We start from the raw sequence: 21,953 nt of genomic DNA on the forward strand, positions 1-21,953 counted from the left end.
ATGAGTACTACATCGCGTATTTACACCTGGGAGGGCACCGACCGCAGCGGTGCGCGGGTCAGCGGCCAGTGCGAGGGGCGCAGCCCGGCGTGGGTGCGGGCTGGGCTGTTGCGGCGGGGCATCAGTATTGCGCGGCTGCGGCCGGTTGGTGGCTGGCAGCTGAGTTGGCCGCAGCGGCGGGGTAAGCCGGATGCGGCGGGGTTCAGTCGGCAGTTGGCGACGCTGCTGAAGGCGGGGGTGCCGTTGTTGCAAGCGTTTGAGGTGATGGGGCGCAGTGGTGGCGACGAGAGTCTGGGGCGGTTGCTGGTGAAATTGCAGCAGGATGTGGCAGCGGGGTTGGGATTGGCGGATGCGTTACAGCGCCAGCCGCTTTGGTTTGATCGGCTGTACTGCAACCTGGTGCGGGTGGGTGAGCAGTCGGGCAAGCTGGATGGGCAGCTGGAGGAGCTGGCGAACATGCTTGAGCAGCGTCAGGCGCTGCAGCGGCGGGTGCGTAAGGCGATGATTTATCCGCTGCTGCTGTTACTGACGGGGCTGGGGGTTTCGGCGCTGCTGCTGCTGGAGGTGGTGCCGCGCTTTCAGGGGTTGTTTGCCGGTTTTGACAAGAGCTTGCCGGCGTTCACCCAGTGGGTGCTGGACTTGTCCACAGGGCTGGCGCGGCATGCGCCTTGGCTGGGGGCATTGATGATGTTATCCACAGTGGCGCTGCGTTGGCTGTATCGGCACAACGCTGTGGCGCGCTTGTGGATATCTCTGCGGGTGCTTGAGGTGCCGGTGCTGGGGCGGTTGCTGGCGCAGGCAGCGTTGGCGCGCTTTGCGCGTAGTTTGGGCACGGCGTACGCGGCGGGGGTGCCGTTGCTGGACGCATTGGCGACGGTGGCGTCGGTGAGTGGTGGCGTGGTGCATGAGCAGGCGATCCTGCGTTTGCGCCAGGGCATGGCCAATGGGCTGGGGTTGCATCAGGCGATGAGTGCGGATCGATTGTTTCCGCCGTTGTTGGTGCAGCTTGCGGCCATCGGCGAATCCAGTGGCACGCTGGACCAGATGCTGGGCAAGGCGGCCAGTCATTATGAAGAGCAGGTGAGCCAGGCGCTGGATCAGTTGACCGGCTTGCTTGAGCCGGCCATCGTGCTGATCCTCGGGGTACTGGTGGGTGGTTTGGTGGTGGCGATGTATCTACCGATTTTCCAGTTGGGTAGTTTGGTCTGAATATGAATCTGTGGACGCTTTTGACCGCACAGCCGGTTTATTTCATCTGTTTGGCGACACTGCTGGGCTTGCTGGTGGGCAGCTTCATCAATGTGTTGGTGCACCGTTTGCCGATCATGCTGGAACGGCAGTGGCAGCGTGAAGCGCAGGAAGTGCTGGAGTTGCCGGTCGCCGAACATGGGCGGTTTGATCTGGCGCTGCCGGCTTCGCATTGCCCGCACTGTGGGCATCGGATCCGGGCTTGGGAGAATATTCCTGTGCTCAGTTACCTGCTGCTGCGGGGGCGTTGTGCGGGGTGCAAGGGGTCGATCAGCGTGCGTTATCCGCTGGTGGAGCTGGCGTGTGCGGGGCTGTCGCTGGTGGTGGCATGGCACTACGGGCCTGGGCTGCAGGCGCTGTCTGCGCTGTTACTGACCTGGTGCCTGCTGGCGTTGAGCTTGATCGACAGCGAGCATCAGTTGCTGCCCGATGTGCTGGTGCTGCCGATGCTGTGGATCGGTTTGATGCTCAATGCCACGGGTATGTTCGTGCCGTTGCCGGACGCGCTGTGGGGCGCGGTGATGGGCTACCTGAGCCTGTGGACGGTGTTCTGGCTATTCAAACTGGTGACCGGCAAGGACGGTATGGGCTATGGCGACTTCAAGCTGCTGGCGATGTTCGGCGCCTGGGGCGGCTGGCAGGTGCTGCCGTTGACGCTGTTGTTGTCGTCGCTGGTCGGGGCACTGATCGGCCTGTGTTTGCTGCGTTGGCGTAATGCTTCGCTGGGCACGGCGATGCCGTTTGGTCCGTATCTGGCAATTGCGGGGTGGATTGCTGTGCTCTGGGGTGATGAAATGTACGCCTCTTACCTGCAACTGCTTGGAATCTGATGACCACTGCGGCGTTTTCCCCTTGGATCCTGGGCCTGACCGGCGGCATCGGCAGCGGCAAGAGTGCTGCGGCCGAGCGTTTTGTCGAGCTGGGTGTGCACCTGGTCGACGCTGATCAGGCTGCGCGCTGGGTGGTCGAGCCTGGGCGGCCAGCGTTGGCCAGTATCGTCGAGCGCTTTGGCGCAGGCGTGCTGCAGGGCGATGGCCAGCTCGATCGAGCGGCACTGCGCCAGCTGATTTTTGCCGACCCTGAACAGCGGCGCTGGCTTGAAGCGTTGCTGCACCCGTTGATCGGACAGGAGATCTTCAGCTATCTGGCCAAGGCCGAGTCGCCCTATGCGGTGTATGTTTCGCCGCTGTTGATCGAGTCGGGGCAGTATCGCAAGACCCAGCGCGTGCTGGTGATCGATGTGCCGCAGGCGCTGCAAGTGCAGCGTACATTGCAGCGCGACGGCACCAGCCCTGAGCAGGTGCAGGCGATTCTGGCGGCGCAGGCGACTCGTGAGGAGCGCTTGCAGCATGCCGACGATGTGCTGGTGAATGATCGCGATGTGCCTTGGCTGCACGAGCAGATCGACCAGTTGCACCACTTTTACCTGACTTTACGAGGAGGCCAGCCATGAGCCAGCCGTTGTCCGTTGATTGCCCAACCTGTGGCGCACCTGTGGAATGGACCGAGGCCAGCGTCAATCGGCCGTTTTGCTCCGATCGCTGTAAATTGATCGACCTTGGCGCCTGGGCGGCCGAGGAACACAAGATTGCCAGCGCGCCGGAATCGGAAGATGAGTTGTATTCGGCTGATCTGGAGCCGCGTCACTGAGTCCACGCCTGGATGATGGGCCTCAGTGCTCGTCATCCTTCCACGGCGCCTGCAGGTAGCGGGTGCGGTTGAAGGTCTCCAGCCATTCCGGGCAGAACACCACCAGTGCGCTGATGACCATGCCGTTGATAAAGGCTTCGGGAAACATCATCAGCCACAGGTAACCGACAAAGTCCGTTAGCCACTCGGGCATGGCGAACAGGCCATCAACCCAGAGCAGGCCCAGCGCAGCCGTCAGGCACAGCAGGGCTGACAGCGCAGCGGCGAAAAAGCCTGAAAAGATATAGATAAACAGGTTACGCGGCTGCGCGCGCTCGACCAGGATTGCGCAGGTTTCGGTAACCAGCACGGGCAGGCCGACGATCAGCAGGCCGTTGATGCCGAGCGCGGCCAGGTCCTGTCGGCCCAGCGCCAGCAAGCCGAGTTGGGCGATGAAGCCTGCGACGATTGCCAACGGCCAGTCGAGCAGTAAGGTTACGGCAGTCATGCCGATGAAGTGGTAGGAGACGCCGGTGTCGAAGTCGCGGCGCACCAGCCACAGCGCAAACAAGGCGAATATCGCGCCGAACAGCAGGTGTTGGCGGCGGCGGTCGCTGCACAGTTCGATCCAGCTGCTGCGGGATATGGCCCAGAGCAGCAGTGGCAGGTAAGCCAGCCAGCCGAGGGTGAGGCTGGTGGTGGACAGGACCTGTGCGCTGATCACGTTTGATGTCTCCTGTGTTGACTATCCATTCTTCCAAACCTGGCGCGCTCGGCGTAGGAGCGGCCTTGTGTCGCGAAAGGGCTGCGCAGCGGCCCCACATTTTCAGCTTCGCCGCTGATATCGCCGGGCCAGCTTCGCTGGCCTTTCGCGACACAAGGCCGCTCCTACGGGACCGCGTTGACCTGGAGGTGGGCTGATTTACATCGTTAAACAACATCTTACCTTCACAGATTAGCGGCTAAGCTTGAGCCATGGATGACTCAGATTACCTGCGCCTGCTCACAATTCAGGCCGAACAGGCCAATGCCTTTCTGTCCAATGCCCGCAAATGGGAACGCGAGCGTTGGGTCTGCCAGCGCCTGCTGCAGGGGCTGAACATTCCCTACCGCAACGAAGACTTCACCCCGGCCGGGCAGGAGCCGCCGGACGTGCTGTTTCGCGACGCGGCATTCGAGGTATTTTTCGTGCTCGATGAGGGTCGGCGGCTGAATGACGAGTGGCGCGAAGAGCTGCAACGGCGGCGCAGTGCTTTCTCGCTGAGCCAGCTGGTACGGCGCGAAGCCCGGCCCAGACGCATCAGCGCGCAGGAACTGCTGCTGCGCCTGGCACCAACCTTGCGCAAGAAAGCCCACAATTACCGCGAGCGCGGCCTGGAGCTGAACGAGCTGGATATAATCGCTTTTGCCAGCCTCAAGCGGGAAGTGCTCGACCTGAACAGCCATTTCCCGCCGCCGACCGAATACCTGCGCCAGGGCTGGCGGTCGTTGTCGCTGGTCGGACCAACCTTTGCCCGGGTGCTGTTCGCCCACCCGGACGCGCCGGATTTTCTGCGCGGCAACCTGGGACGCAGTATCGTTTTCGATGTCGGGATCAGTCTTTGATCCACTGCCGAGAGTCTTTGCAGCGGCGTACACTCGGCGGCATAGACAGAAAGTATTATCATTCGTTGCTGCCTGGTGCGCGAACCCTGTAGCGTTCGTGCAGTCTCAAGCGTCTATCTGACGAGGCCCGCCATGACCAGCCGCCTGAATCCTGAAGATCAGCGTCGCGTCGATGAGTATCTCAAAGCCCCTCAGCACCAAGTCGAGCGCAGGCCTTTTCGGCCATGGCTGCTCCTGGCGCTAGTGGTGGCAGTGACCATCGGTCTGGGCCTCTTGAGTCGTTTGTTGAGTGGACTGGTGCTATGAGCTGCGTTGCGCTCGCCCTCCCCTCGGCTACGACGCCGGCCCTCAGGGCCAAGCATTCGTTTAACCTTATGAGATATCTCCATGACACATCGCATTGTGATTGTCGGCGGCGGCGCCGGCGGCCTGGAACTGGCGACCCGCCTGGGTAAAAGCCTGGGCAAGAGCAAAAAGGCCGAAATCACCCTGGTCGACGCCAACCTGACCCACATCTGGAAACCGCTGCTGCACGAAGTGGCGGCCGGCTCGCTGAACTCTTCGGAAGACGAGCTCAACTACGTCGCCCAGGCCAAATGGAACCACTTCAACTTCCAGCTCGGCCGCATGAGTGGTCTAGAGCGTGAGAGCAAGCAGATCCAGCTGGCGGCAACCCTCGACGAAAACGGTCGCGAACTGCTCCCGGCGCGCACACTAGGCTACGACACGCTGGTGATTGCAGTTGGCAGCAATACCAATGATTTCGGCACCTTGGGCGCGGCGCAGCACTGCTTGTTCCTCGACAGCCGCAAGCAGGCCGAGCGCTTCCATCAGCAGCTGCTCAATCACTACCTGCGCGCCCATGCCGGTAATGCAGCGGGCGAAAAAATCAGCGTGGCCATCGTCGGTGCCGGCGCCACGGGCGTCGAGCTGGCCGCTGAGCTGCACAACGCCGCGCACGAGCTGGCAGCCTACGGCCTGGACAAGATCCAGCCGCAAGACATGCACATCACACTGATCGAAGCCGGCCCGCGCGTGTTGCCGGCATTGCCTGAGCGCATCAGCGTGCCAGTGCACAAGACCCTGGAGAAACTCGGGGTAACGGTGCTGACCAACGCCTCGGTCAGTGAAGTGACCGAAGATGGCCTGAAAACCGCCTCCGGCGAAGTGATCCAGGCCAGCCTCAAAGTATGGGCGGCAGGTATTCGTGCGCCGGGCTTCCTCAAGGACATTGACGGCCTGGAAAGCAACCGAATCAACCAGCTGCTGGTGCGCCCTACCCTGCAGACCACACTGGATGACGATATCTTCGCTTTTGGCGACTGCGCTGCATGCCCACAACCGGGCAGCGACCGCAATGTGCCGCCTCGCGCGCAGGCTGCACATCAGCAGGCCTCGATGCTGGCCAAGAGCCTGAAAGCGCGCCTGGACAACAAGCCGCTGCCAACCTATGCCTACAAGGATTACGGCTCGCTGGTATCGCTGTCGCGCTTCTCGGCAGTGGGCAATCTGATGGGTAACCTGACCGGCAGCGTGATGCTGGAAGGCTGGCTGGCGCGGATGTTTTATGTGTCGCTGTATCGCATGCACCAGATGGCGCTGTATGGCGCGTTCCGCACGGCGATGCTGATGATCGGCAGCAAGATCGGCCGCGGCACCGAACCGCGACTCAAGCTGCACTGATGTAAAGACTGCCGGGCCGCAGCCTTGCGGCCCCGGTGGCTACGCCTCGCTAACCGCCTCTCCTGCCGCCTGCCGACTCCGCCATATAGCGACTCGGCACCTCGCCCAGCACCCGCTTGAAAACAGTCGCAAAGGCACTTGAGCTGCTGTAGCCAAGCGCTACTGCCACCTGCGTGACTGGCTCGCCGTTGCCCAACCTGATCACCGCCGCGTGCAGGCAAGCCTGTTGCCGCCATTCGATGAAGCTGATGCCGGTCTGCGCCCTGAACACGCGGGTGAACGTGCGCCGGCTCATGGCCGTGCGCTGGGCCATGGCGTCAATGCCGACCTCCAGTGAAGGCTGCTCGAGAAACTCGCGGCAGGCCTGCGCCAGCCGCGGCTCTTGTGGCAGTGGCGCATTCAGCGACAGCGCTGGCATGGCCGCTATCTCATGCAACAACAGGCCCATCAGGTGGCCATCACGCCCCTCTGCGGAATAAAGCGCAGGGACCTCAATCGCCTTGTCCAGCAACTGCCGTAGCAGTGCAGATACACCGTACACCTGGCACGCCTCCGGCAAGCCCAAAGCCAGTGCAGCAGGCTCGCGGATATAGGTGTTGAGCATGGTGACCGGGCCACACATGTGCATGGCATGACCCAGCCGCGCCGGCACCCAGATAGCCCGCTGGGGCGGCACTACCCAATTACCCCTGTCGGTAAACACGGTGATGACGCCACATGAGGCATAAGCAAACTGTCCGCGCTGATGGCTGTGCGCGGCAAATACCTGGCCGTCGGCGTAATCACGCACCGTCACCACCGCATCACGCGGGACGTTCTGGTAAGGATCAAGACCGAAAGATTCTTCCATGGCCTGATTTTAATGATAGTTGGCCTCAAGCTGAAAGCAGGCCAGCGCCATTTCTCGCATATTTCCCGCTCTCGCGCCTGTGCGCTCGTTGTTCCGGGAAAAGTCTGACAATGCAAAAAAAGCACCTGTGCCTGGCCGTCATGGTCACGGCCATCTGGGGGTTGAACTTCCCCATCACCAAGCTCGGCCTGGCCGAGATCGATCCGCTGCTGCTGACCGCGCTGCGCTTCAGCCTTGCCGCCCTGCCTTGGGTATTCGTGGTCAAGCGGCCGCAGGTCAGGTTTCGCTGGCTGGCCGGCTACGGCTTGATCTTCGGCGTGGCCATGTGGGCGCTTATCAACCAAGGCATCGCCTTGGGCGTACCACCTGGCAGTGCCTCGCTGCTGATTCAGCTAAGTGCGTTTTTCACCTTGGGCTGGGGCGTATTGTGGTTTGGCGAAAGCCTGAATCGGCCACAACTGATCGGCATATGCCTGGCGGCTCTTGGCCTGTTCGTCGTGCTGGTGGATGGCTCAGGCACCGTCAGCACGGTCGGTTTAGCACTGGTAATCGCCAGCGCCCTGGCCTGGAGCATCGGCAATGTACTGATCAAAAAGTCGAAGGTGCAGGAAATCTTTGCTTTTGTGGTCTGGGCCAGCCTGTTCCCGCCAATCCCGCTATTACTGCTGACCTGGCTTGCACACGGCTCAGCACCATTCACCGCGCTGCCGGCCCAGTTGCACGGGTTTACCTTGTTTTCGCTGGCGTTTCAGGTATACGGCGCGACGCTGTTTTGCTACTGGGGGTGGAACCTGCTGCTGCGCGAATACCCGGTATCACAGGTAGCACCGCTGTCGCTGCTGATCCCGCTGTTCGGCATCGTCAGCTCGATGTTAATACTGGGGCAATGGCCAAGTGCATTGGGGTTGGCGGCGATGCTGCTGATCTTGCTGGCGCTCGCCGTCGGAGCACGCCCTGGAAAGGCTGTGCCGGCAGGTCGGCAACGTGGCGGGGGCAGGCGGGAAAACCTGCAGAGATAAAATCCAGACAAAGAAAAAGGGCACCTCAGTCGAGGTGCCCTTCTCTTACATGGTGGGTCGTGTAGGATTCGAACCTACGACCAATTGGTTAAAAGCCAACTGCTCTACCAACTGAGCTAACGACCCGGAATATGGTCGGGGTGAGGGGATTCGAACTCCTGACATCCTGCTCCCAAAGCAGGCGCGCTACCGGACTGCGCTACACCCCGAAAGTGAAACTGTACAAAAGCAAACGCTAGACGAAGAAAAAGGGCACCTCAATCGAGGTACCCTTATCTTACTGGTGGGTCGTGTAGGATTCGAACCTACGACCAATTGGTTAAAAGCCAACTGCTCTACCAACTGAGCTAACGACCCGGAAAATGGTCGGGGTGAGGGGATTCGAACTCCTGACATCCTGCTCCCAAAGCAGGCGCGCTACCGGACTGCGCTACACCCCGAAATGGCTCCGCGACCTGGACTCGAACCAGGGACCCAATGATTAACAGTCATTTGCTCTACCGACTGAGCTATCGCGGAACTAAACTTCGATCTTCCGATCTCGAAGGCTGTTTAAGCTTCGATCTCTTCAACACTCTGCATTTCTGCGTTTGCGTCTCTGAGGCCGGCTATTCTACATCCTTCGTTTTGCTTGTCAACCCCCAATTTGCATTCAACTTACTGATTTGCAAACTGTTTTCAGATCGTCGTTACCGCTGGCGATCTGCTTAGTGGCTGACAGCGGGGCGTATATTAGGAGCACTCGATTTTAGATGCAAGCATAAATTTCAATAATTTTTCAGGGTTGCCGCGAGCCCCCGTAAATTGGGGGTTTTGCCGGGATTATCAGTAGCTTACGAGCGCTCTGCGAGCCTGCGCGAGGGCAAAAACGAGCACTGAATCTGGCTTCTCACTGCGCAAAATAATCGCCATGGCAGGCTTTTTTTTCCGGTGAAGGCCATTGGCGAATTAAAAAAACGAGCAATCTGCGCAAAAAAAAGCCCCGCACGTGCGGGGCTCAAGATTATTTTTTATTCGAAGACTATTTCGTCGCCTTCGACCTTGGCGGTAATCGTCGTCCCTGGCATGAACTGCCCTGCCAGGATCAACTGCGCCAGCGGGTTTTCGATCCAGCGCTGGATCGCGCGCTTCAGTGGACGTGCGCCATACACCGGGTCGTAGCCAATCGCGATCAGCTTGTCGACCGCCTGCGGGCTCAGCTCCAGCGACAGCTCGCGCTCGGCGAGACGGCTGCGCAGGCGGCCCAGCTGGATCTCGGTGATACCGGCGATCTGCTCACGGCCCAGCGGCTCGAACACCACCACCTCGTCGATCCGGTTGATGAACTCCGGCCGGAAGTGGTTACCCACCGCATCCATTACCGCCGCACGCTGCGCCTCACGGTCGCCGACCAACTCCTGGATCTGTGCCGAGCCAAGGTTGGAGGTCATCACGATGACCGTGTTGCGGAAGTCCACCGTACGGCCATGGCTGTCGGTCAGGCGACCGTCTTCCAGCACTTGCAGCAGCACGTTGAATACATCCGGATGGGCCTTCTCGACCTCGTCCAGCAGCAACACGGTGTACGGCTTGCGGCGCACGGCTTCGGTCAGGTACCCGCCCTCTTCGTAACCTACATAGCCTGGTGGAGCACCGATCAGGCGAGCCACGGAATGTTTCTCCATGAACTCGGACATATCGATACGCACCATGGCCTCTTCGGTGTCGAACAGGAACTCGGCCAAGGCCTTGCACAGCTCGGTCTTACCCACGCCAGTCGGGCCAAGGAACATGAACGAACCACTTGGCCGGTTAGGGTCAGACAACCCGGCCCGCGAACGGCGCACGGCGTTGGCCACGGCGGTCACGGCCTCGTGCTGGCCAATCACCCGCTGGTGCAGCAGCGCTTCCATTTTCAGCAACTTGTCGCGCTCGCCTTCGAGCATTTTCGACACCGGGATGCCGGTCCACTTCGAGACCACTTCGGCGATCTCTTCCTCGGTGACCTTGTTGCGCAGCAGCTGGTTTTCGCTCTTGCCGTGCTGGTCGACCATCTGCAGGCTGCGCTCCAGGTCCGGGATCACCCCGTACTGCAGCTCGGCCATACGGCTCAGGTCGCCTTTGCGGCGGGCAGCTTCAAGCTCCTGACGGGCTTGCTCGATCTTTTGCTGGATCTGCGCCGAGCCCTGTACTTCGGCTTTTTCCGACTGCCAGATCTCTTCCAGGTCGGAGTATTCGCGCTCCAGCCGCTGGATTTCCTCGTGAAGTTTCTCGAGGCGTTTTTTCGCCGCCTCGTCTTCTTCTTTTTTCAGCGCCTGGGATTCGACCTTGAGCTGAATCAGACGACGGTCGAGACGGTCGAGCACTTCAGGCTTGGAGTCGATCTCCATACGGATGCGGCTGGCCGCTTCGTCGATAAGGTCGATGGCCTTGTCCGGCAGCTGGCGATCGGTGATGTAGCGGTGGCTGAGCTTGGCCGCGGCAATGATCGCACCGTCGGTGATGGCCACCTTGTGGTGCACTTCATAGCGCTCTTTCAGGCCGCGCAGGATGGCGATGGTGTCTTCCTCGCTCGGCTCCTCGACCAGCACCTTCTGGAAGCGTCGCTCGAGCGCCGCGTCCTTCTCGATGAACTGGCGGTACTCGTTGAGCGTGGTGGCGCCAACACAGTGCAGCTCGCCACGGGCCAGTGCAGGTTTGAGCATGTTACCGGCGTCCATGGCGCCCTCGCCTTTACCAGCGCCAACCATGGTGTGCAGCTCGTCGATGAACAGAATGATCTGCCCTTCCTGCTTGGACAGCTCGTTGAGCAGGCCTTTGAGGCGCTCTTCGAATTCGCCGCGATACTTGGCGCCAGCAATTAGCGCACCCATATCCAGGGCGAGCAGGCGCTTGCCTTTGAGGCCGTCCGGCACTTCGCCGTTGATGATGCGCTGGGCCAGGCCTTCGGCGATGGCGGTTTTACCCACGCCAGGCTCGCCGATCAGCACCGGGTTGTTCTTGGTCCGACGTTGCAATACCTGCACGGTGCGGCGGATTTCGTCGTCACGGCCGATCACCGGGTCAAGCTTGCCTTCTTCGGCACGCTTGGTCAGGTCGACGGTGTACTTGTCCAGGGCCTGACGCGACTCTTCGACGTTGGCGTCGTTGACGGCCGCACCGCCACGCAGGTTATTGATGGCGTTTTCCAGGGCTTTCTTGCTCACGCCCTGGCCGAGCAGCAGTTTGCCGACCTTGCTGTTCTCGTCCATGGCTGCCAGCAGCACCAGTTCGCTGGAGATGAACTGGTCACCCTTCTGCTGGGCCAGACGGTCGGCCTGGTTGAGCATGCGCGCCAGGTCCTGCGACATGTTGACGTCGCCGGTCGGGTTCTGGATTTTCGGCAGTTGGTCGAGCTCTTTGCTCAACGCCTTGCGCAGGCTGTTGACGTCAAAGCCGACCTGCATCAGCAGCGGCTTGATCGAACCACCTTGCTGGTCGATCAGCGCCTGCAGCAGGTGCAACGGCTCGATGGCCGGGTGGTCCATGCCCACCGCCAGAGATTGCGAGTCAGATAACGCTAATTGCAGTTTGCTGGTTAATCGGTCTATTCGCATGGGGATACCTTCCTAAATAAGGGCAGGCCGGAGCGATGGACACACCTGATGAAGAAACCTGCCAGAGATGACTAATAGATAAGGCTTATTCTGGGAGTTTCAAGCTTAGCGGGGTTGATCGAGATCAGTTGCGGGAATGTCCTACAAGAACGATGACTGCATGAGGAGCTGGCAATGCTGGGGGCGCTCTCAAATCAGACGCAGAGCGGATCGAGCCAGACCAGCGAGGCGAAGCGTCCACCTTGCGGAGTGCGCCGATAGGAATAGAAGCGTGGGTCGCTGACCGTGCACAGGCCACCACCGTAAACAGCTGTGATGCCGCGCGCCGCGAGGCGGATGCGTGCCAGCTGGTAGATGTCGGCCAGCAGTTTGCCCGGACGTTCACCCGGCACGAATGCCTCGGCGGCTTGCGGGTGCTCGGCAGTGAAGGCGTCACGGACTTCTTCGCCAACTTCGAATGCGCTCGGGCCAATGGCCGGGCCGAGCCAGACCAGCACCTGACCGGCCGGCACTGCCAGGCGCTCGAGGGTAGCCTCGAGCACGCCGCCCGCCAGCCCGCGCCAGCCGGCATGGGCTGCGGCAACGCGGGTACCGGCGCGATCGCAGAACAAAACTGGCAGGCAGTCGGCGGTCATCACCGTACAGGCAATTTGTGCCTGGTCGGTCCAGCTCGCATCGGCTTCGATTACCTGCGCCGGGTCAGCGTCAGCCACCACCACGCCGTGGACTTGCTTGAGCCAGGCGGGATGAATGTCGAATTGCTCACTGAGGCGTCGGCGGTTTTCACTGACGGCAGCCGGGTCGTCGCCGACATGATCGCCCAGGTTGAAGCTGTCGTACGGCGGCAGGCTGGCGCCACCCGCACGGGTGGTGACGCAGGCGCGCACCGTGGCCGGGGCCGGCCAATCGGGGTGCAGCAGCTGCGTCAGACCGTTCATCCGATAAAGCTGTCGCGGTCTTCCTGGAGCAGCTCCAGCAAGCCGACGAAGTCTTCCGGCAGCGCCGACTTCCATTGCATCCGCTCACCCGTGAGCGGGTGATCGAGGGCGAGGAAGCGTGCGTGCAGGGCCTGACGCGGGAAGGTCTTCAGCGCAGTGACCATCTCCGGCTCGGCCGCAGGCGGGATGCGGAAGCGACCGCCGTAGGTCTGGTCACCAATCAGCGGATAGCCGACGTGGGCCATGTGCACGCGGATCTGGTGCGTACGGCCGGTCTCCAGCTTGACCCGCACATGGGTGTGCGAACGGAAGCGGGTGAGCACGCGGTAGTGGCTGACGGCAGGCTTGCCGGTCTCGGTCACTGCCATGCGCTGACGCGAGCCGCCGTGGCGACCGATCGGGGCGTTGATGGTGGCACCGGAGGTGACCACGCCAATCACGATGCACTCATAGATGCGGCTGACACTGCGGCTCTGCATCTGCTCGACCAGCTTGGTCTGCGCCTGCAGGGTCTTGGCCACCACCATCAGGCCGGTGGTGTCTTTGTCCAGGCGGTGGACAATGCCCGCACGCGGCACGTTGACGATGTCTGGCACGTGGTGCAGCAAGGCATTGAGCAGGGTGCCATCGGCATGCCCGGCAGCCGGGTGAACAACCAGCCCGGCAGGCTTGTTGATCACCAGGATCTGCTCGTCTTCGTAGACGATGTTCAACGGGATGTCCTGGGCGATCCACTCGCCCTGGGCTTCCTGCTCGGCCTCAAGGACCAGCTTGGCACCGCCATAGACCGGATCGCGTGGACGCACGACTTGACCGTCGACCGTCAGACGGCCGTCCTTGATCCAGGTGGTCAGGCGCGAACGCGAGTACTCGCCGAACAGTTGGGCGGCGATCTGGTCGAGGCGCTGGCCGCCCATTTCGGACGGGACCTCTTCGCTAAGTTGGATGATCTTGGACATGCTCGATTCGGCTGGCGCACAGCCTTTGGTTTCAACTGCGCGCTTGTGGTTAAATACGGCTTCTTTTGCCCTGGGGTCAACCCGGGGGCGCTCATCATAACAGGACGGCACCGCCCAAGACAGCGGCCGTCAAAGGACGCAAGCCGCCATGCAAGTGAAACACCTGCTGCTGATCGCCCTCCTCGGGCTTACCGCTGCCTGTTCCTCGAACAAGGAAGTGATTGACGAGAACCTCAGCGAAGCCGAGTTGTACCAGCAGGCGCAGGCCGACCTGGACAACAAGAGCTACACCAGTGCCGTCAACAAGCTCAAGGCCCTGGAATCGCGCTACCCGTTCGGCCGTTACGCCGACCAGGCCCAGCTCGAGCTGATCTACGCCAACTACAAGAACACCGAGCCAGAGGCTGCCAAGTCGGCTGCCGAGCGCTTCATCCGGCTGCACCCGCAGCACCCGAACGTCGACTACGCCTATTACCTCAAGGGCCTGACTTCGTTCGACCAGGACCGTGGCCTGCTGGCGCGCTTCCTGCCGCTGGACATGACCAAGCGTGACCCGGGCGCTGCCCGCGACTCCTATAACGAGTTCGCCCAGCTGACCAGCCGCTTCCCCAACAGCCGCTACGCGCCTGACGCCAAGCAGCGCATGATCTACCTGCGCAACCTGCTGGCCGCCTACGAAATCCATGTTGCCGACTACTACATGAGCCGCCAGGCCTATGTCGCTGCGGCCAACCGTGGCCGTTACGTGGTCGAGAACTTCCAGGAAACCCCATCGGTCGGTGACGGCCTGGCGGTGATGGTCGAGGCTTACCAGCATTTGCACCTGGACGAGCTGGCCAATACCAGCCTGGAAACCCTCAAGCTCAACTACCCAAATCACCCAAGCCTGGTCGACGGCAGCTTCGAGCCCAAGCAAGCTGATGGTGATCAGCGTTCGTGGCTGTCCAAGGCGACCCTGGGCCTGATCGAGACCGACACGCCGCTGCCGCCGGGTGAAACCCGCGCCAATCAGGACGTGGTTCGCCAGTTCAAGGATGCCCGCTCGGAGATTCCGCAAGACTTGCTGCCTAAAGATGAAGACGGTGATCCGATTCTGCCGGCCGGTCCGAAAGAAGCCGAAGAGAGCCGTTCGTGGTTCAGCTACGCGACCTTCGGTCTGTTTGATTGATTTGAGATGGTTGGGGCCGCAGAGCAGCTCCAAAAATCACAAGTCAAAAAAGAAAGGGAAGCCCAAGGCCTCCCTTTTTTTTTGCCCGCGCCCTAGACTGTCGGCTCATCTTCTCGACCAAGCTGGACACCATGGTTCGCCTACTTTTCTGGATCGCCCTGATCGCCGCCGCGTTCTGGCTGTGGCGCAAATTCAAGCTCAGCCAGCAGGCGCGCCCCGCGCAGCGCCTGGATGACCCGCTGACCATGGTGCGCTGCGCGCACTGCGGCGTGCACCTGCCCAATGACCGGGCGCTGCACCGTGGCAATCAGTGGTACTGCAGCCCTGCCCATCTGGAGCAAGGCCCGAAAGACTGATCAATGGTCTACTCCGGCGAAGCCGCTGTAACCCGGTTACAGCGGCTTTTTCATGCCCGCCCGCTGAACACACATACCCGTAGCCGACCCATCTGCTCCATTTACGACCCCATCCCCGCCTCAACTCTTGACCCACCGTCAGCAAATTCGCTAAATCCTATTTATCCGCATAAATATGAAAAATAGCCCGCATGCTCAAACCCAAGCGCAAACGTCAGAAGCTGTCGGACATGATCGTCGAGTCGGTCAAGCGCTCGATCGTCACCGAAGCGTTGCACCCCGGTGACCGTCTGCCGACCGAGCGCGAGCTGATGGAGCACTTCGAATGTTCCAAGGGCACCGCTCGCGAAGCGCTCAAGGCGCTCGAGGTCGAGGGCCTGGTCAGCACCCGCACCGGCCCGAGCGGCGGCGCCTACCTCAATGAAGTCGGCACCGAACCGGCCAGCCGTGCACTGCGCAACTACCTGCATTTTCAGCACCTGGATGGCGAGCAGGTGTACCAACTGCGCAAAGTCATCGAGGTCGAGCTGGCGGTTTCAGTGATGGGCCGCCTCAGCGAGGCCGACTACGCCGCGCTGCAAGCCAACATCGATTTCTGCAGCACCCCGGAAGACAGCGAAGAAGGCCAGCGCGAGCAGCGTTTGGCCGAGCTTGAGTTTCATACCCTGCTGGCTGGGCGCTGCGCCAACCCGCTGCTGAGCTTCATGGCGGTGTTTCTCAACGACCTGCTGCGCGACCTGGTGGTGCTGAAAAAAGCCTACCTGCCCAAGCGCCAGCAGTTCGCCGCGGCCAACATCGACTATCACAAGCAGCTGCTCGATGCCCTGCGCGCCAACGATGAAGCCGCCGTGCGCCGCTTGATGCACGAGCACATGTGCGACGCCGAACACCACATGACCGCGCTGGAAGGCGAAGTCGCCCGCAATTTCCTCCTGGAGTTCAGCCACAACCACTGATTCGCCTGGACAGAGGCCTGCACACAGGCCCGGCCGTACCCGCTTTGTCATTGCCACTCCTGCCTAATAACCACAAACAAGGAGTTACTCATGCAAAGACGTACCCTGCTCAAAGCAGGCCTTGCCCTCGGCGCCCTCGGCAGCCTCCCGTTGGGAGCGTCGCGGGTGTTCGCCGAGCAACCGTTGACCTTCTATGGCCTCAAGTCGATGTCCGGGCCGTTTGCCAGTTACGGCAAATACGCCGACATGGGCTCGCGCCTGGCGATTGCCGAGCACCCACAGCTGCTCGGCCAGCCGCTCAAGTACAAGGTCATCGATACCGAGGGCAATGCCGGCAAGGCGGTACGCAAGGTCCAGGAAGCCATCGGCCAGGACGGAGCGCGGTTCTTTCAAGGCTGCACGCTGTCGTCCTCGGCGCTGGCGGTGTCGAAGGAAATCAACAAGGCCGGCGGCGTGTTCATGACCCCGGTCGGCGCCGACGAGATCACCGGCAAGGACTGCAACAGTTCTACCTTCCGCTGGTCGGTGCCGACCTACGGCGCCATTCGCGAAACCCTGGTGCCGCTGATCAAGCTGCTGCCCGAGGCCAAGCGCTGGTACACCATCACCCCGCAGTACGTGTTTGGCGATGCCCTGCTGGACAACGCACGCAAGGTCTTCAGCGAACACGGCATCGAGCACATCGGCAACAGCTACCACTCGCTGCAGGAGCAGGAGTTCTCCGGCTACCTGACCAACGCCATTGCCGCCAAGCCGGACGTACTGGTGCTGCTCAACTTCGGCAGCCAGTCATCCAATGCCCTGCGCCAGGCGGTCAACTTCGGCATCAAGGACAGGATGAAAGTGCTGCTGGTGTGGTCGGCCGGGCTCGACCAATTCCAGGAGCTGGGCAGCGATGTACTGGAAGGCGTGTATCTCGGCGCGCAGTACTGGCATCAGGTTGACACCCCGCTCAACCGCGAGCTGGTCGCGGCCACGCGCAAGGCCTACGGCATCAACCCCAATTACCCGCTGGCGGCCGACTACATCGGCACCCGGGTCATGCTCGAAGCCATCATCAAGGCCAACAGCCTCGACGGCGCCGCAGTATCCAAAGCCCTCCAGGGCATGAGTTTCCAGGGCCCGACCGGCGACGAGCTGATCCGCCCGGGTGACCATCAGGTGCTCAAGGACTACTACCTGTTGCGCGGCAAACCTCAAGCACAGATGCAAGATGACGATGATCTGGCCGAAGTGCTGCACGCCGGCCGTTCGTTCATCGAGGTCTCTCAAACCGGTTGCGCCCTGGCCTGACGCCACGCCTTCCCACTCGACAAAATTGCAGGCGCGCGGCGCGCTGCAGAGGGCACGTTCATGCTCGATTTGTACCTGTTCCAGCTGCTCAACGGCCTTGGCCTGGGGATGATCTACTTTCTCATTGCCGTGGGCCTGACAATCATTTTCGGCTTGCTCAACTTCGTCAACTTCGCCCACGGTGCGTTTTTTCTGCTGGGTGCCTACCTGTGCTACACCGCCGTCGCGCTGACCGGCAACTTCTGGCTGGCGCTGCTGATCGCGCCGCTGGCGGTAGCCGCGCTGGCCTGGATGGTCGAGCGGGTGCTGATCAAGCGCATCTACCACTTGCCGCACACCTTCCAGATTCTCGTCACCCTTGGTATCGCGCTGATCATCCAGGAAGCCTCGGTGCTGATCTGGGGCCCGGTCGGCAAGCACATCGCGGTGCCGCCGGAGCTGCGCGGGGTGCTGATCATCGGCGACTTCATCTACCCCTACTACCGCCTGTTCCTGATCGGCTTCGCCGCCTTGATCGGCCTTGGCCTGTGGCTACTGCTGGAGCGCACCCGGTTTGGCGCCCTGGTGCGGGCCGGCAGTGAAAGCACCGAGACGGTGTCGCTGCTGGGCACAAACATCTTCCGCCTGTTCTCGCTGACCTTCGCCTTGGGCGTAGGCCTGGCGGGCGTGGCCGGGGTGCTGTTTGCGCCACTGCGCGGGGCACAGCCGTTCGTTGGCCCGGAGATTCTCGGCATCGCCTTCGTCGTGGTGGTGATCGGCGGCATGGGCTCGTTTGGCGGTGCGCTGGTTGGCGGCCTGCTGGTCGGGGTGGTGCAAAGCATGATGAGCAGCCTCTGGCCGCAAGGCGCCAGCCTGATGATCTACGGCGCGATGGCGGCGGTGATCCTGGTTCGTCCCTACGGCCTGTTCGGGAGAGCATGAACATGACTGAGAAAAATCCACTGGCCGTGGCCAAAGGGCATGGCCCGGCGCTGCTGCTGTTGCTGGTCGTGACCCTGATCGGCCTGCCGCTGATCCTGCCGTCGACCACTCTCGCCACCGAGATCCTGATCTTTGGCCTGGCCGCGCTGGCCTGCAACCTGCTGCTGGGCTACACCGGCCTGCTCTCGTTCGGCCAGGGCATCTTCTTTGGTGCCGGTGCCTACGGCGCGGCGCTGCTGATGATCCACCTGCAATGGGGCATGCTCGGCGCGCTGGTTGGCGCGGCGCTGTTCGGCGCACTGCTGGCCTTGCTGGTCGGTGCGCTGGCGATTCGGCGCAAGGGCATTTACTTCGTCATGCTGACCCTGGCCTTCAGCCAGATGGCGTACTTTCTGGCCTACACCCTGAGCGGCTGGACCGGCGGCGACAACGGCCTGCTCGACGTGCCACGGCCGAACATCACGGTTGCCGGGCATGTGTTGCTCGACCTTGCCGACCCGCGCCACTTCTACGCGTTTGTCGCGGTGCTGTTCCTGTTGATCTTTGCCGGCGCCCTGCGGGTGATCCGCTCACCGTTCGGCAGCACCTTGCTGGCGATCCGCGAAAACGAAACCCGCGCTGCGGCCATCGGCTATGACATTCGCCACTTCAAGATCCTGGTGTTCATGTTGTCTGGCGCCATCACCGGTATCGCCGGGGCGCTGTACGCGATGCTGCTGCACTTTGCCCCGCTGTCGAACATCGACCTGATGATGAGTGAAAACATCCTGATCATGACCATCGTCGGCGGCACCGGCTCGCTGTTCGGCTCGTTGCTCGGCGCCGGCGCGATCGTGCTGCTCGGGGACGTGCTGTCGGAGCTGTGGCCGCGCTGGCTGATGTTGCTGGGGGTGATCCTGATTCTGGTGGTGGTGTTCATGCGCGGTGGGCTGTGGGGTGGCCTGGCTGATCTGGCCAAGCGCCTGCGCCCTTCGCCTGCCGTCGATGGCAAAACCAAGGAGCAGCTGTAATGAGCGAATTCCTCCTCGAAACACACAACCTGCAACTGGCCTACGGGCCGTTCCATGCCGTCGATGGCGTCGACCTGAAAGTCCGTGCCGGCACCATCCACACCGTGATCGGGCCCAACGGCGCCGGCAAGACCAGCCTGTTCCACTGCCTCACCGGTGAGCGCCAGGCCACCGCCGGCAAGATCCTCCTCAACGGCCAGGACATCGTCCGCAAACCGTCTCACGGCCGCGTCGCTCTGGGCATGGCGCGCTCGTTCCAGCTCACCAGCCTGTTCCAGAACCTCAGCGTGCGCGAGAACCTGCGCTTGGCCGCACAGGGCCGCGATGGCCTTGGCGCGCTCAACTTCTGGCGCAGCGTCGAGCACAAGCGCAGCCATTGGGACACCGCTGACCAGGTGCTCGAACGGCTCAAGCTCAACGGTCGCGCCGAGACCCTCGCCGGCGAGCTGTCGCACGGCCAGCAGCGGGTGCTGGAAGTCGGCATGTCGATCTGCGCCAAGCCCACCTTGCTGATGCTCGACGAGCCCACCTCGGGCATGGGCATCGATGACATCCCGGTGATGACCGACCTGATCTGCGACCTGGGCCGCGACCACACCGTGCTGCTGATCGAACACAACATGAGCATCGTCATGTCGATCAGCCAACGCATTACCGTCATGAGCCACGGCCAGATCCTGGTCGAAGGCACCCCGGATCAGGTGCGCAACGACGAACGCGTGCGTACCGCCTACCTTGGAGAGGCCGCCTGATGCTCAGCGTCGAATCGATCCATTCCTACTACGACAAGAGCCATGTGCTTGAGGGCGTTTCGCTCAAGGTCGAGGCCGGTGAGCTGGTGACCCTGCTCGGGCGTAACGGCGCCGGCAAGACCACCACCCTGCGCAGCATTCTCGGCATCGTCCGCCCGCGCCAGGGCCAGATTCACTTCAACGGCCAGCCGCTGGTCGGTCGCGAGATCTTTGACATCGCCCGCCAGGGCATCGCGCTGGTGCCGGAACATCGCGGCATCTTCCGCCAGCTGGACGTCGAAGAGAACCTCAAGATCGCTGCGCGCAAGCACAGCCGCTGGCAACTGGAGGACGTTTACGCGATGTTCCCGCGGCTCAAGGAACGTCGCCGCAACAGCGGCTTTGCCCTGTCCGGTGGCGAACAGCAGATGCTGGCGATTGCCCGCGCGCTGCTCAATGGGCCCAAGCTGCTGATCCTCGACGAGCCGACCGAAGGCCTGGCCCCGGTGATCGTCGACGAACTGGTGAAGATCCTGCGGCGGATCAAGGACGAAGGCCTGTCGATCCTGCTGGTCGAGCAGAACCTCAAGGTCTGCGACGCCCTCGCCGACCGTCACTACGTGCTGGAACAAGGCCGCGTGGCCTATCAGGGCAGCGCCGAGCAGTTCCGCGCCGACCCGAGCATCAAGAACCGCTACCTGGCCTTGAGCGCCTGAAGGAGACCGACCATGAACAGCCAAAGCCCTATCGATCCAACGCAAGCAACACTAGGCCAAGGCGCCTTGATCAGCCGCGAGCGCCTCTGGCAGTCGCTGATGGACCTCGCCCGCCTCGGTGCCACCGCCAAGGGCGGCGTGTGCCGGCTGGCCCTGACCGACCTCGACCGCCAGGCGCGCGACCTGTTCGTACAATGGTGCACCGAGGCGGGCTGCAGCGTCAGTGTCGATGCCATCGGCAATATCTTCGCCCGCCGTCCGGGGCGCAACCCGGACCTGGCGCCAGTGATGACCGGCAGCCATATCGACACCCAGCCCACCGGCGGCAAGTTCGATGGTTGCTACGGGGTGATGGCCGGGCTGGAGGTGATCCGCACCCTCAACGACCTCGGCCTGCAAACCGAAGCACCGCTGGAAGTGGTGGTGTGGACCAACGAAGAAGGCTCGCGCTTCCCGCCGTGCATGATGGGTTCCGGAGTATTTGCCGGCAAGTTCGACCTCGACGAGACCCTGGCCAAGCGCGACGAACAGGGCCTGTCGGTCGGCGCCGAGCTTGCGCGCATTGGCTACGCCGGCCCGCGTGTGCCCACCGGCCATGCGGTCGGCGCCTATTTCGAGGCGCATATCGAACAAGGCCCGGTGCTGGAAGACCAGCGCACCACTATTGGCGTGGTGCAGGGTTGCCTCGGGCAGAAGTGGTTCGACCTGGTGTTGACCGGCGTCGAAGCCCACGCCGGGCCTACGCCGATGCACCTGCGCAAGGATGCGCTCGTCGGCGCCGCCGATGTAGTCAGCGCGGTCAACCGCATCGCCCATGCCCATCAACCGCATGCCTGCGGCACGGTCGGCTGCCTGAGCCTGCATCCTGGCTCGCGCAACGTGATCCCCGGCCAGGTGCACATGACCATCGACCTGCGTCACCTCGACCCGCAGCAGCTCGATGCGATGGTCGCCGAGGTGCGCGCGGTGATCGAAGCCACCACGGCCAAGCATGGCCTGAGCTTCGAGCTGACGCCAACCGCTGACTTCCCGCCGCTGTATTTTGCCGAGCAGTGTGTCGACGCTGTGCGCCAGGGCGCAGTCGCGCTGGGCCTGAGCCATCTGGATATCGTCAGCGGCGCTGGCCACGATGCGATCTTCGTCGCCGAGCTGGGCCCGGCGGGGATGATCTTCGTGCCGTGTGAAGGCGGCATCAGCCACAACGAAATCGAAAACGCTGCGCCGCAGGACCTGGCCGATGGCTGTGATGTACTGCTGCGGGCAATGGTCCAGGCCGCCAATCAGGGAGCCCATTGA

General features: G+C 62.2%; 22 protein-coding genes and 5 tRNA genes. 17 read left to right on the forward strand and 10 right to left on the reverse strand.

What is annotated here, in order from left to right; genetic code table 11:
- From HU736_RS14085 to yacG, 4 genes are read left to right on the forward strand one after another with little or no spacing between them, the layout of a single operon-like run.
- On the forward strand, nt 1-1,209 hold the full coding sequence (locus tag HU736_RS14085) for a type II secretion system F family protein (protein ID WP_186701340.1): 1,209 nt from the start codon (nt 1-3) through the stop codon (nt 1,207-1,209).
- Between the two features lie 2 nt (nt 1,210-1,211).
- Nucleotides 1,212-2,078 (forward strand): prepilin peptidase, encoded by an 867-nt coding sequence (locus HU736_RS14090; protein WP_186701339.1) that lies wholly within the window; start codon nt 1,212-1,214, stop codon nt 2,076-2,078.
- Nucleotides 2,078-2,701, forward strand: a complete 624-nt coding sequence (gene coaE / locus HU736_RS14095) for a dephospho-CoA kinase (protein WP_186701338.1) — start codon at nt 2,078-2,080, stop codon at nt 2,699-2,701. The genes HU736_RS14090 and coaE overlap by 1 nt, the downstream gene beginning before the upstream one ends.
- The gene (yacG, locus tag HU736_RS14100; RefSeq protein ID WP_186701337.1) at nt 2,698-2,898 is read left to right on the forward strand and encodes a DNA gyrase inhibitor YacG; all 201 of its coding nucleotides are present in this window, start codon (nt 2,698-2,700) and stop codon (nt 2,896-2,898) included. Before coaE ends, yacG begins: the two co-directional genes overlap by 4 nt.
- Nucleotides 2,899-2,920: 22 nt before the next feature.
- On the opposite strand, the gene HU736_RS14105 is transcribed toward yacG, so the two are convergent.
- A complete protein-coding gene (locus HU736_RS14105) occupies nt 2,921-3,601 on the reverse strand; it encodes an energy-coupling factor ABC transporter permease (protein WP_186701336.1) in 681 nt (226 codons plus the stop codon).
- A 251-nt stretch (nt 3,602-3,852) separates the two neighbouring features.
- Between HU736_RS14105 and HU736_RS14110 the strand changes: the two genes are divergently transcribed.
- The 3 genes from HU736_RS14110 (at nt 3,853) to HU736_RS14120 (ending at nt 6,165) form a co-directional block, all read left to right on the forward strand.
- Complete coding sequence (locus HU736_RS14110; RefSeq protein ID WP_101316252.1) at nt 3,853-4,482, forward strand: DUF1780 domain-containing protein; 630 nt, start codon at nt 3,853-3,855, stop codon at nt 4,480-4,482.
- Between the two features lie 132 nt (nt 4,483-4,614).
- Nucleotides 4,615-4,788: a DUF3094 family protein gene (locus HU736_RS14115; protein ID WP_101316250.1), complete on the forward strand. Its 174-nt coding sequence runs from the start codon at nt 4,615-4,617 to the stop codon at nt 4,786-4,788.
- An 81-nt stretch (nt 4,789-4,869) separates the two neighbouring features.
- Nucleotides 4,870-6,165 carry an NAD(P)/FAD-dependent oxidoreductase gene (locus HU736_RS14120; RefSeq protein WP_186701335.1) on the forward strand — a complete coding sequence of 432 codons (1,296 nt, stop codon included), beginning with the start codon at nt 4,870-4,872 and terminating at the stop codon, nt 6,163-6,165.
- A gap of 49 nt (nt 6,166-6,214) precedes the next feature.
- Here the strand turns inward: HU736_RS14120 and HU736_RS14125 are convergent, their stop codons facing one another.
- Complete coding sequence (locus HU736_RS14125) at nt 6,215-7,015, reverse strand: AraC family transcriptional regulator (protein WP_186701334.1); 801 nt, start codon at nt 7,013-7,015, stop codon at nt 6,215-6,217.
- A gap of 110 nt (nt 7,016-7,125) precedes the next feature.
- On the opposite strand from HU736_RS14125, the gene HU736_RS14130 reads away from it, so the two are divergent.
- Nucleotides 7,126-8,034: an EamA family transporter gene (locus tag HU736_RS14130; protein ID WP_186701333.1), complete on the forward strand. Its 909-nt coding sequence runs from the start codon at nt 7,126-7,128 to the stop codon at nt 8,032-8,034.
- A gap of 50 nt (nt 8,035-8,084) precedes the next feature.
- Here HU736_RS14130 and HU736_RS14135 read toward each other — a convergent pair.
- The 8 genes from HU736_RS14135 to rluD all read right to left on the reverse strand — a co-directional run bounded on the left by HU736_RS14135 (nt 8,085) and on the right by rluD (nt 13,506).
- Nucleotides 8,085-8,160, reverse strand: a tRNA-Lys gene (locus HU736_RS14135).
- A gap of 6 nt (nt 8,161-8,166) precedes the next feature.
- Nucleotides 8,167-8,243 (reverse strand) — tRNA-Pro (locus HU736_RS14140).
- A gap of 72 nt (nt 8,244-8,315) precedes the next feature.
- Nucleotides 8,316-8,391: transfer RNA gene (locus tag HU736_RS14145), tRNA-Lys, on the reverse strand.
- 6 nt (nt 8,392-8,397) lie between these two features.
- A tRNA-Pro gene (locus HU736_RS14150) sits at nt 8,398-8,474 on the reverse strand.
- Between the two features lie 3 nt (nt 8,475-8,477).
- A tRNA-Asn gene (locus tag HU736_RS14155) sits at nt 8,478-8,553 on the reverse strand.
- 491 nt (nt 8,554-9,044) lie between these two features.
- Nucleotides 9,045-11,609: an ATP-dependent chaperone ClpB gene (gene clpB, locus HU736_RS14160; protein WP_186701332.1), complete on the reverse strand. Its 2,565-nt coding sequence runs from the start codon at nt 11,607-11,609 to the stop codon at nt 9,045-9,047.
- A 194-nt stretch (nt 11,610-11,803) separates the two neighbouring features.
- Nucleotides 11,804-12,547 (reverse strand): peptidoglycan editing factor PgeF, encoded by a 744-nt coding sequence (gene pgeF / locus HU736_RS14165; RefSeq protein ID WP_186701331.1) that lies wholly within the window; start codon nt 12,545-12,547, stop codon nt 11,804-11,806.
- On the reverse strand, nt 12,544-13,506 hold the full coding sequence (gene rluD, locus HU736_RS14170; RefSeq protein ID WP_186701330.1) for a 23S rRNA pseudouridine(1911/1915/1917) synthase RluD: 963 nt from the start codon (nt 13,504-13,506) through the stop codon (nt 12,544-12,546). Before rluD ends, pgeF begins: the two co-directional genes overlap by 4 nt.
- A gap of 148 nt (nt 13,507-13,654) precedes the next feature.
- Here rluD and HU736_RS14175 point away from each other — a divergent pair, with 148 nt between their 5' ends.
- From HU736_RS14175 to HU736_RS14215, 9 genes are all read left to right on the forward strand, one after another.
- Complete coding sequence (locus HU736_RS14175) at nt 13,655-14,674, forward strand: outer membrane protein assembly factor BamD (protein WP_186701329.1); 1,020 nt, start codon at nt 13,655-13,657, stop codon at nt 14,672-14,674.
- 131 nt (nt 14,675-14,805) lie between these two features.
- Complete coding sequence (locus HU736_RS14180; protein ID WP_101316233.1) at nt 14,806-15,030, forward strand: PP0621 family protein; 225 nt, start codon at nt 14,806-14,808, stop codon at nt 15,028-15,030.
- A gap of 191 nt (nt 15,031-15,221) precedes the next feature.
- A complete protein-coding gene (locus HU736_RS14185; protein ID WP_101316231.1) occupies nt 15,222-15,986 on the forward strand; it encodes a FadR/GntR family transcriptional regulator in 765 nt (254 codons plus the stop codon).
- A gap of 90 nt (nt 15,987-16,076) precedes the next feature.
- Nucleotides 16,077-17,279: an ABC transporter substrate-binding protein gene (locus HU736_RS14190; RefSeq protein ID WP_186701328.1), complete on the forward strand. Its 1,203-nt coding sequence runs from the start codon at nt 16,077-16,079 to the stop codon at nt 17,277-17,279.
- 60 nt (nt 17,280-17,339) lie between these two features.
- On the forward strand, nt 17,340-18,200 hold the full coding sequence (locus HU736_RS14195) for a branched-chain amino acid ABC transporter permease (RefSeq protein WP_103435963.1): 861 nt from the start codon (nt 17,340-17,342) through the stop codon (nt 18,198-18,200).
- A 2-nt stretch (nt 18,201-18,202) separates the two neighbouring features.
- The gene (locus HU736_RS14200; RefSeq protein WP_103435962.1) at nt 18,203-19,210 is read left to right on the forward strand and encodes a branched-chain amino acid ABC transporter permease; all 1,008 of its coding nucleotides are present in this window, start codon (nt 18,203-18,205) and stop codon (nt 19,208-19,210) included.
- The gene (locus HU736_RS14205) at nt 19,210-19,962 is read left to right on the forward strand and encodes an ABC transporter ATP-binding protein (RefSeq protein ID WP_101316223.1); all 753 of its coding nucleotides are present in this window, start codon (nt 19,210-19,212) and stop codon (nt 19,960-19,962) included. Before HU736_RS14200 ends, HU736_RS14205 begins: the two co-directional genes overlap by 1 nt.
- A complete protein-coding gene (locus HU736_RS14210; protein ID WP_101316221.1) occupies nt 19,962-20,657 on the forward strand; it encodes an ABC transporter ATP-binding protein in 696 nt (231 codons plus the stop codon). The genes HU736_RS14205 and HU736_RS14210 overlap by 1 nt, the downstream gene beginning before the upstream one ends.
- A 12-nt stretch (nt 20,658-20,669) precedes the next feature.
- Nucleotides 20,670-21,953, forward strand: coding sequence for a Zn-dependent hydrolase (locus HU736_RS14215; protein ID WP_225913050.1), 1,284 nt, complete (start codon nt 20,670-20,672; stop codon nt 21,951-21,953).

The organism is Pseudomonas shirazensis (assembly GCF_014268785.2).
Lineage (GTDB): Bacteria > Pseudomonadota > Gammaproteobacteria > Pseudomonadales > Pseudomonadaceae > Aquipseudomonas > Aquipseudomonas shirazensis.

What these genes read in the sequence shown, in the direction of transcription:
- HU736_RS14090 (WP_186701339.1), top strand. Translation starts at nt 1,212, where the DNA reads ATGAATCTGTGGACGCTTTTGACCGCACAGCCGGTTTATTTCATCTGT.
- HU736_RS14130 (WP_186701333.1), top strand. Translation starts at nt 7,126, where the DNA reads ATGCAAAAAAAGCACCTGTGCCTGGCCGTCATGGTCACGGCCATCTGG.
- HU736_RS14205 (WP_101316223.1), top strand. Translation starts at nt 19,210, where the DNA reads ATGAGCGAATTCCTCCTCGAAACACACAACCTGCAACTGGCCTACGGG.
- yacG (WP_186701337.1), top strand. Translation starts at nt 2,698, where the DNA reads ATGAGCCAGCCGTTGTCCGTTGATTGCCCAACCTGTGGCGCACCTGTG.
- HU736_RS14185 (WP_101316231.1), top strand. Translation starts at nt 15,222, where the DNA reads ATGCTCAAACCCAAGCGCAAACGTCAGAAGCTGTCGGACATGATCGTC.
- HU736_RS14180 (WP_101316233.1), top strand. Translation starts at nt 14,806, where the DNA reads ATGGTTCGCCTACTTTTCTGGATCGCCCTGATCGCCGCCGCGTTCTGG.
- HU736_RS14115 (WP_101316250.1), top strand. Translation starts at nt 4,615, where the DNA reads ATGACCAGCCGCCTGAATCCTGAAGATCAGCGTCGCGTCGATGAGTAT.
- HU736_RS14210 (WP_101316221.1), top strand. Translation starts at nt 19,962, where the DNA reads ATGCTCAGCGTCGAATCGATCCATTCCTACTACGACAAGAGCCATGTG.
- HU736_RS14120 (WP_186701335.1), top strand. Translation starts at nt 4,870, where the DNA reads ATGACACATCGCATTGTGATTGTCGGCGGCGGCGCCGGCGGCCTGGAA.
- clpB (WP_186701332.1), bottom strand. Translation starts at nt 11,609, where the DNA reads ATGCGAATAGACCGATTAACCAGCAAACTGCAATTAGCGTTATCTGAC.
- HU736_RS14175 (WP_186701329.1), top strand. Translation starts at nt 13,655, where the DNA reads ATGCAAGTGAAACACCTGCTGCTGATCGCCCTCCTCGGGCTTACCGCT.
- rluD (WP_186701330.1), bottom strand. Translation starts at nt 13,506, where the DNA reads ATGTCCAAGATCATCCAACTTAGCGAAGAGGTCCCGTCCGAAATGGGC.
- HU736_RS14125 (WP_186701334.1), bottom strand. Translation starts at nt 7,015, where the DNA reads ATGGAAGAATCTTTCGGTCTTGATCCTTACCAGAACGTCCCGCGTGAT.
- coaE (WP_186701338.1), top strand. Translation starts at nt 2,078, where the DNA reads ATGACCACTGCGGCGTTTTCCCCTTGGATCCTGGGCCTGACCGGCGGC.
- HU736_RS14215 (WP_225913050.1), top strand. Translation starts at nt 20,670, where the DNA reads ATGAACAGCCAAAGCCCTATCGATCCAACGCAAGCAACACTAGGCCAA.
- HU736_RS14195 (WP_103435963.1), top strand. Translation starts at nt 17,340, where the DNA reads ATGCTCGATTTGTACCTGTTCCAGCTGCTCAACGGCCTTGGCCTGGGG.
- HU736_RS14110 (WP_101316252.1), top strand. Translation starts at nt 3,853, where the DNA reads ATGGATGACTCAGATTACCTGCGCCTGCTCACAATTCAGGCCGAACAG.
- HU736_RS14085 (WP_186701340.1), top strand. Translation starts at nt 1, where the DNA reads ATGAGTACTACATCGCGTATTTACACCTGGGAGGGCACCGACCGCAGC.
- pgeF (WP_186701331.1), bottom strand. Translation starts at nt 12,547, where the DNA reads ATGAACGGTCTGACGCAGCTGCTGCACCCCGATTGGCCGGCCCCGGCC.
- HU736_RS14200 (WP_103435962.1), top strand. Translation starts at nt 18,203, where the DNA reads ATGACTGAGAAAAATCCACTGGCCGTGGCCAAAGGGCATGGCCCGGCG.
- HU736_RS14190 (WP_186701328.1), top strand. Translation starts at nt 16,077, where the DNA reads ATGCAAAGACGTACCCTGCTCAAAGCAGGCCTTGCCCTCGGCGCCCTC.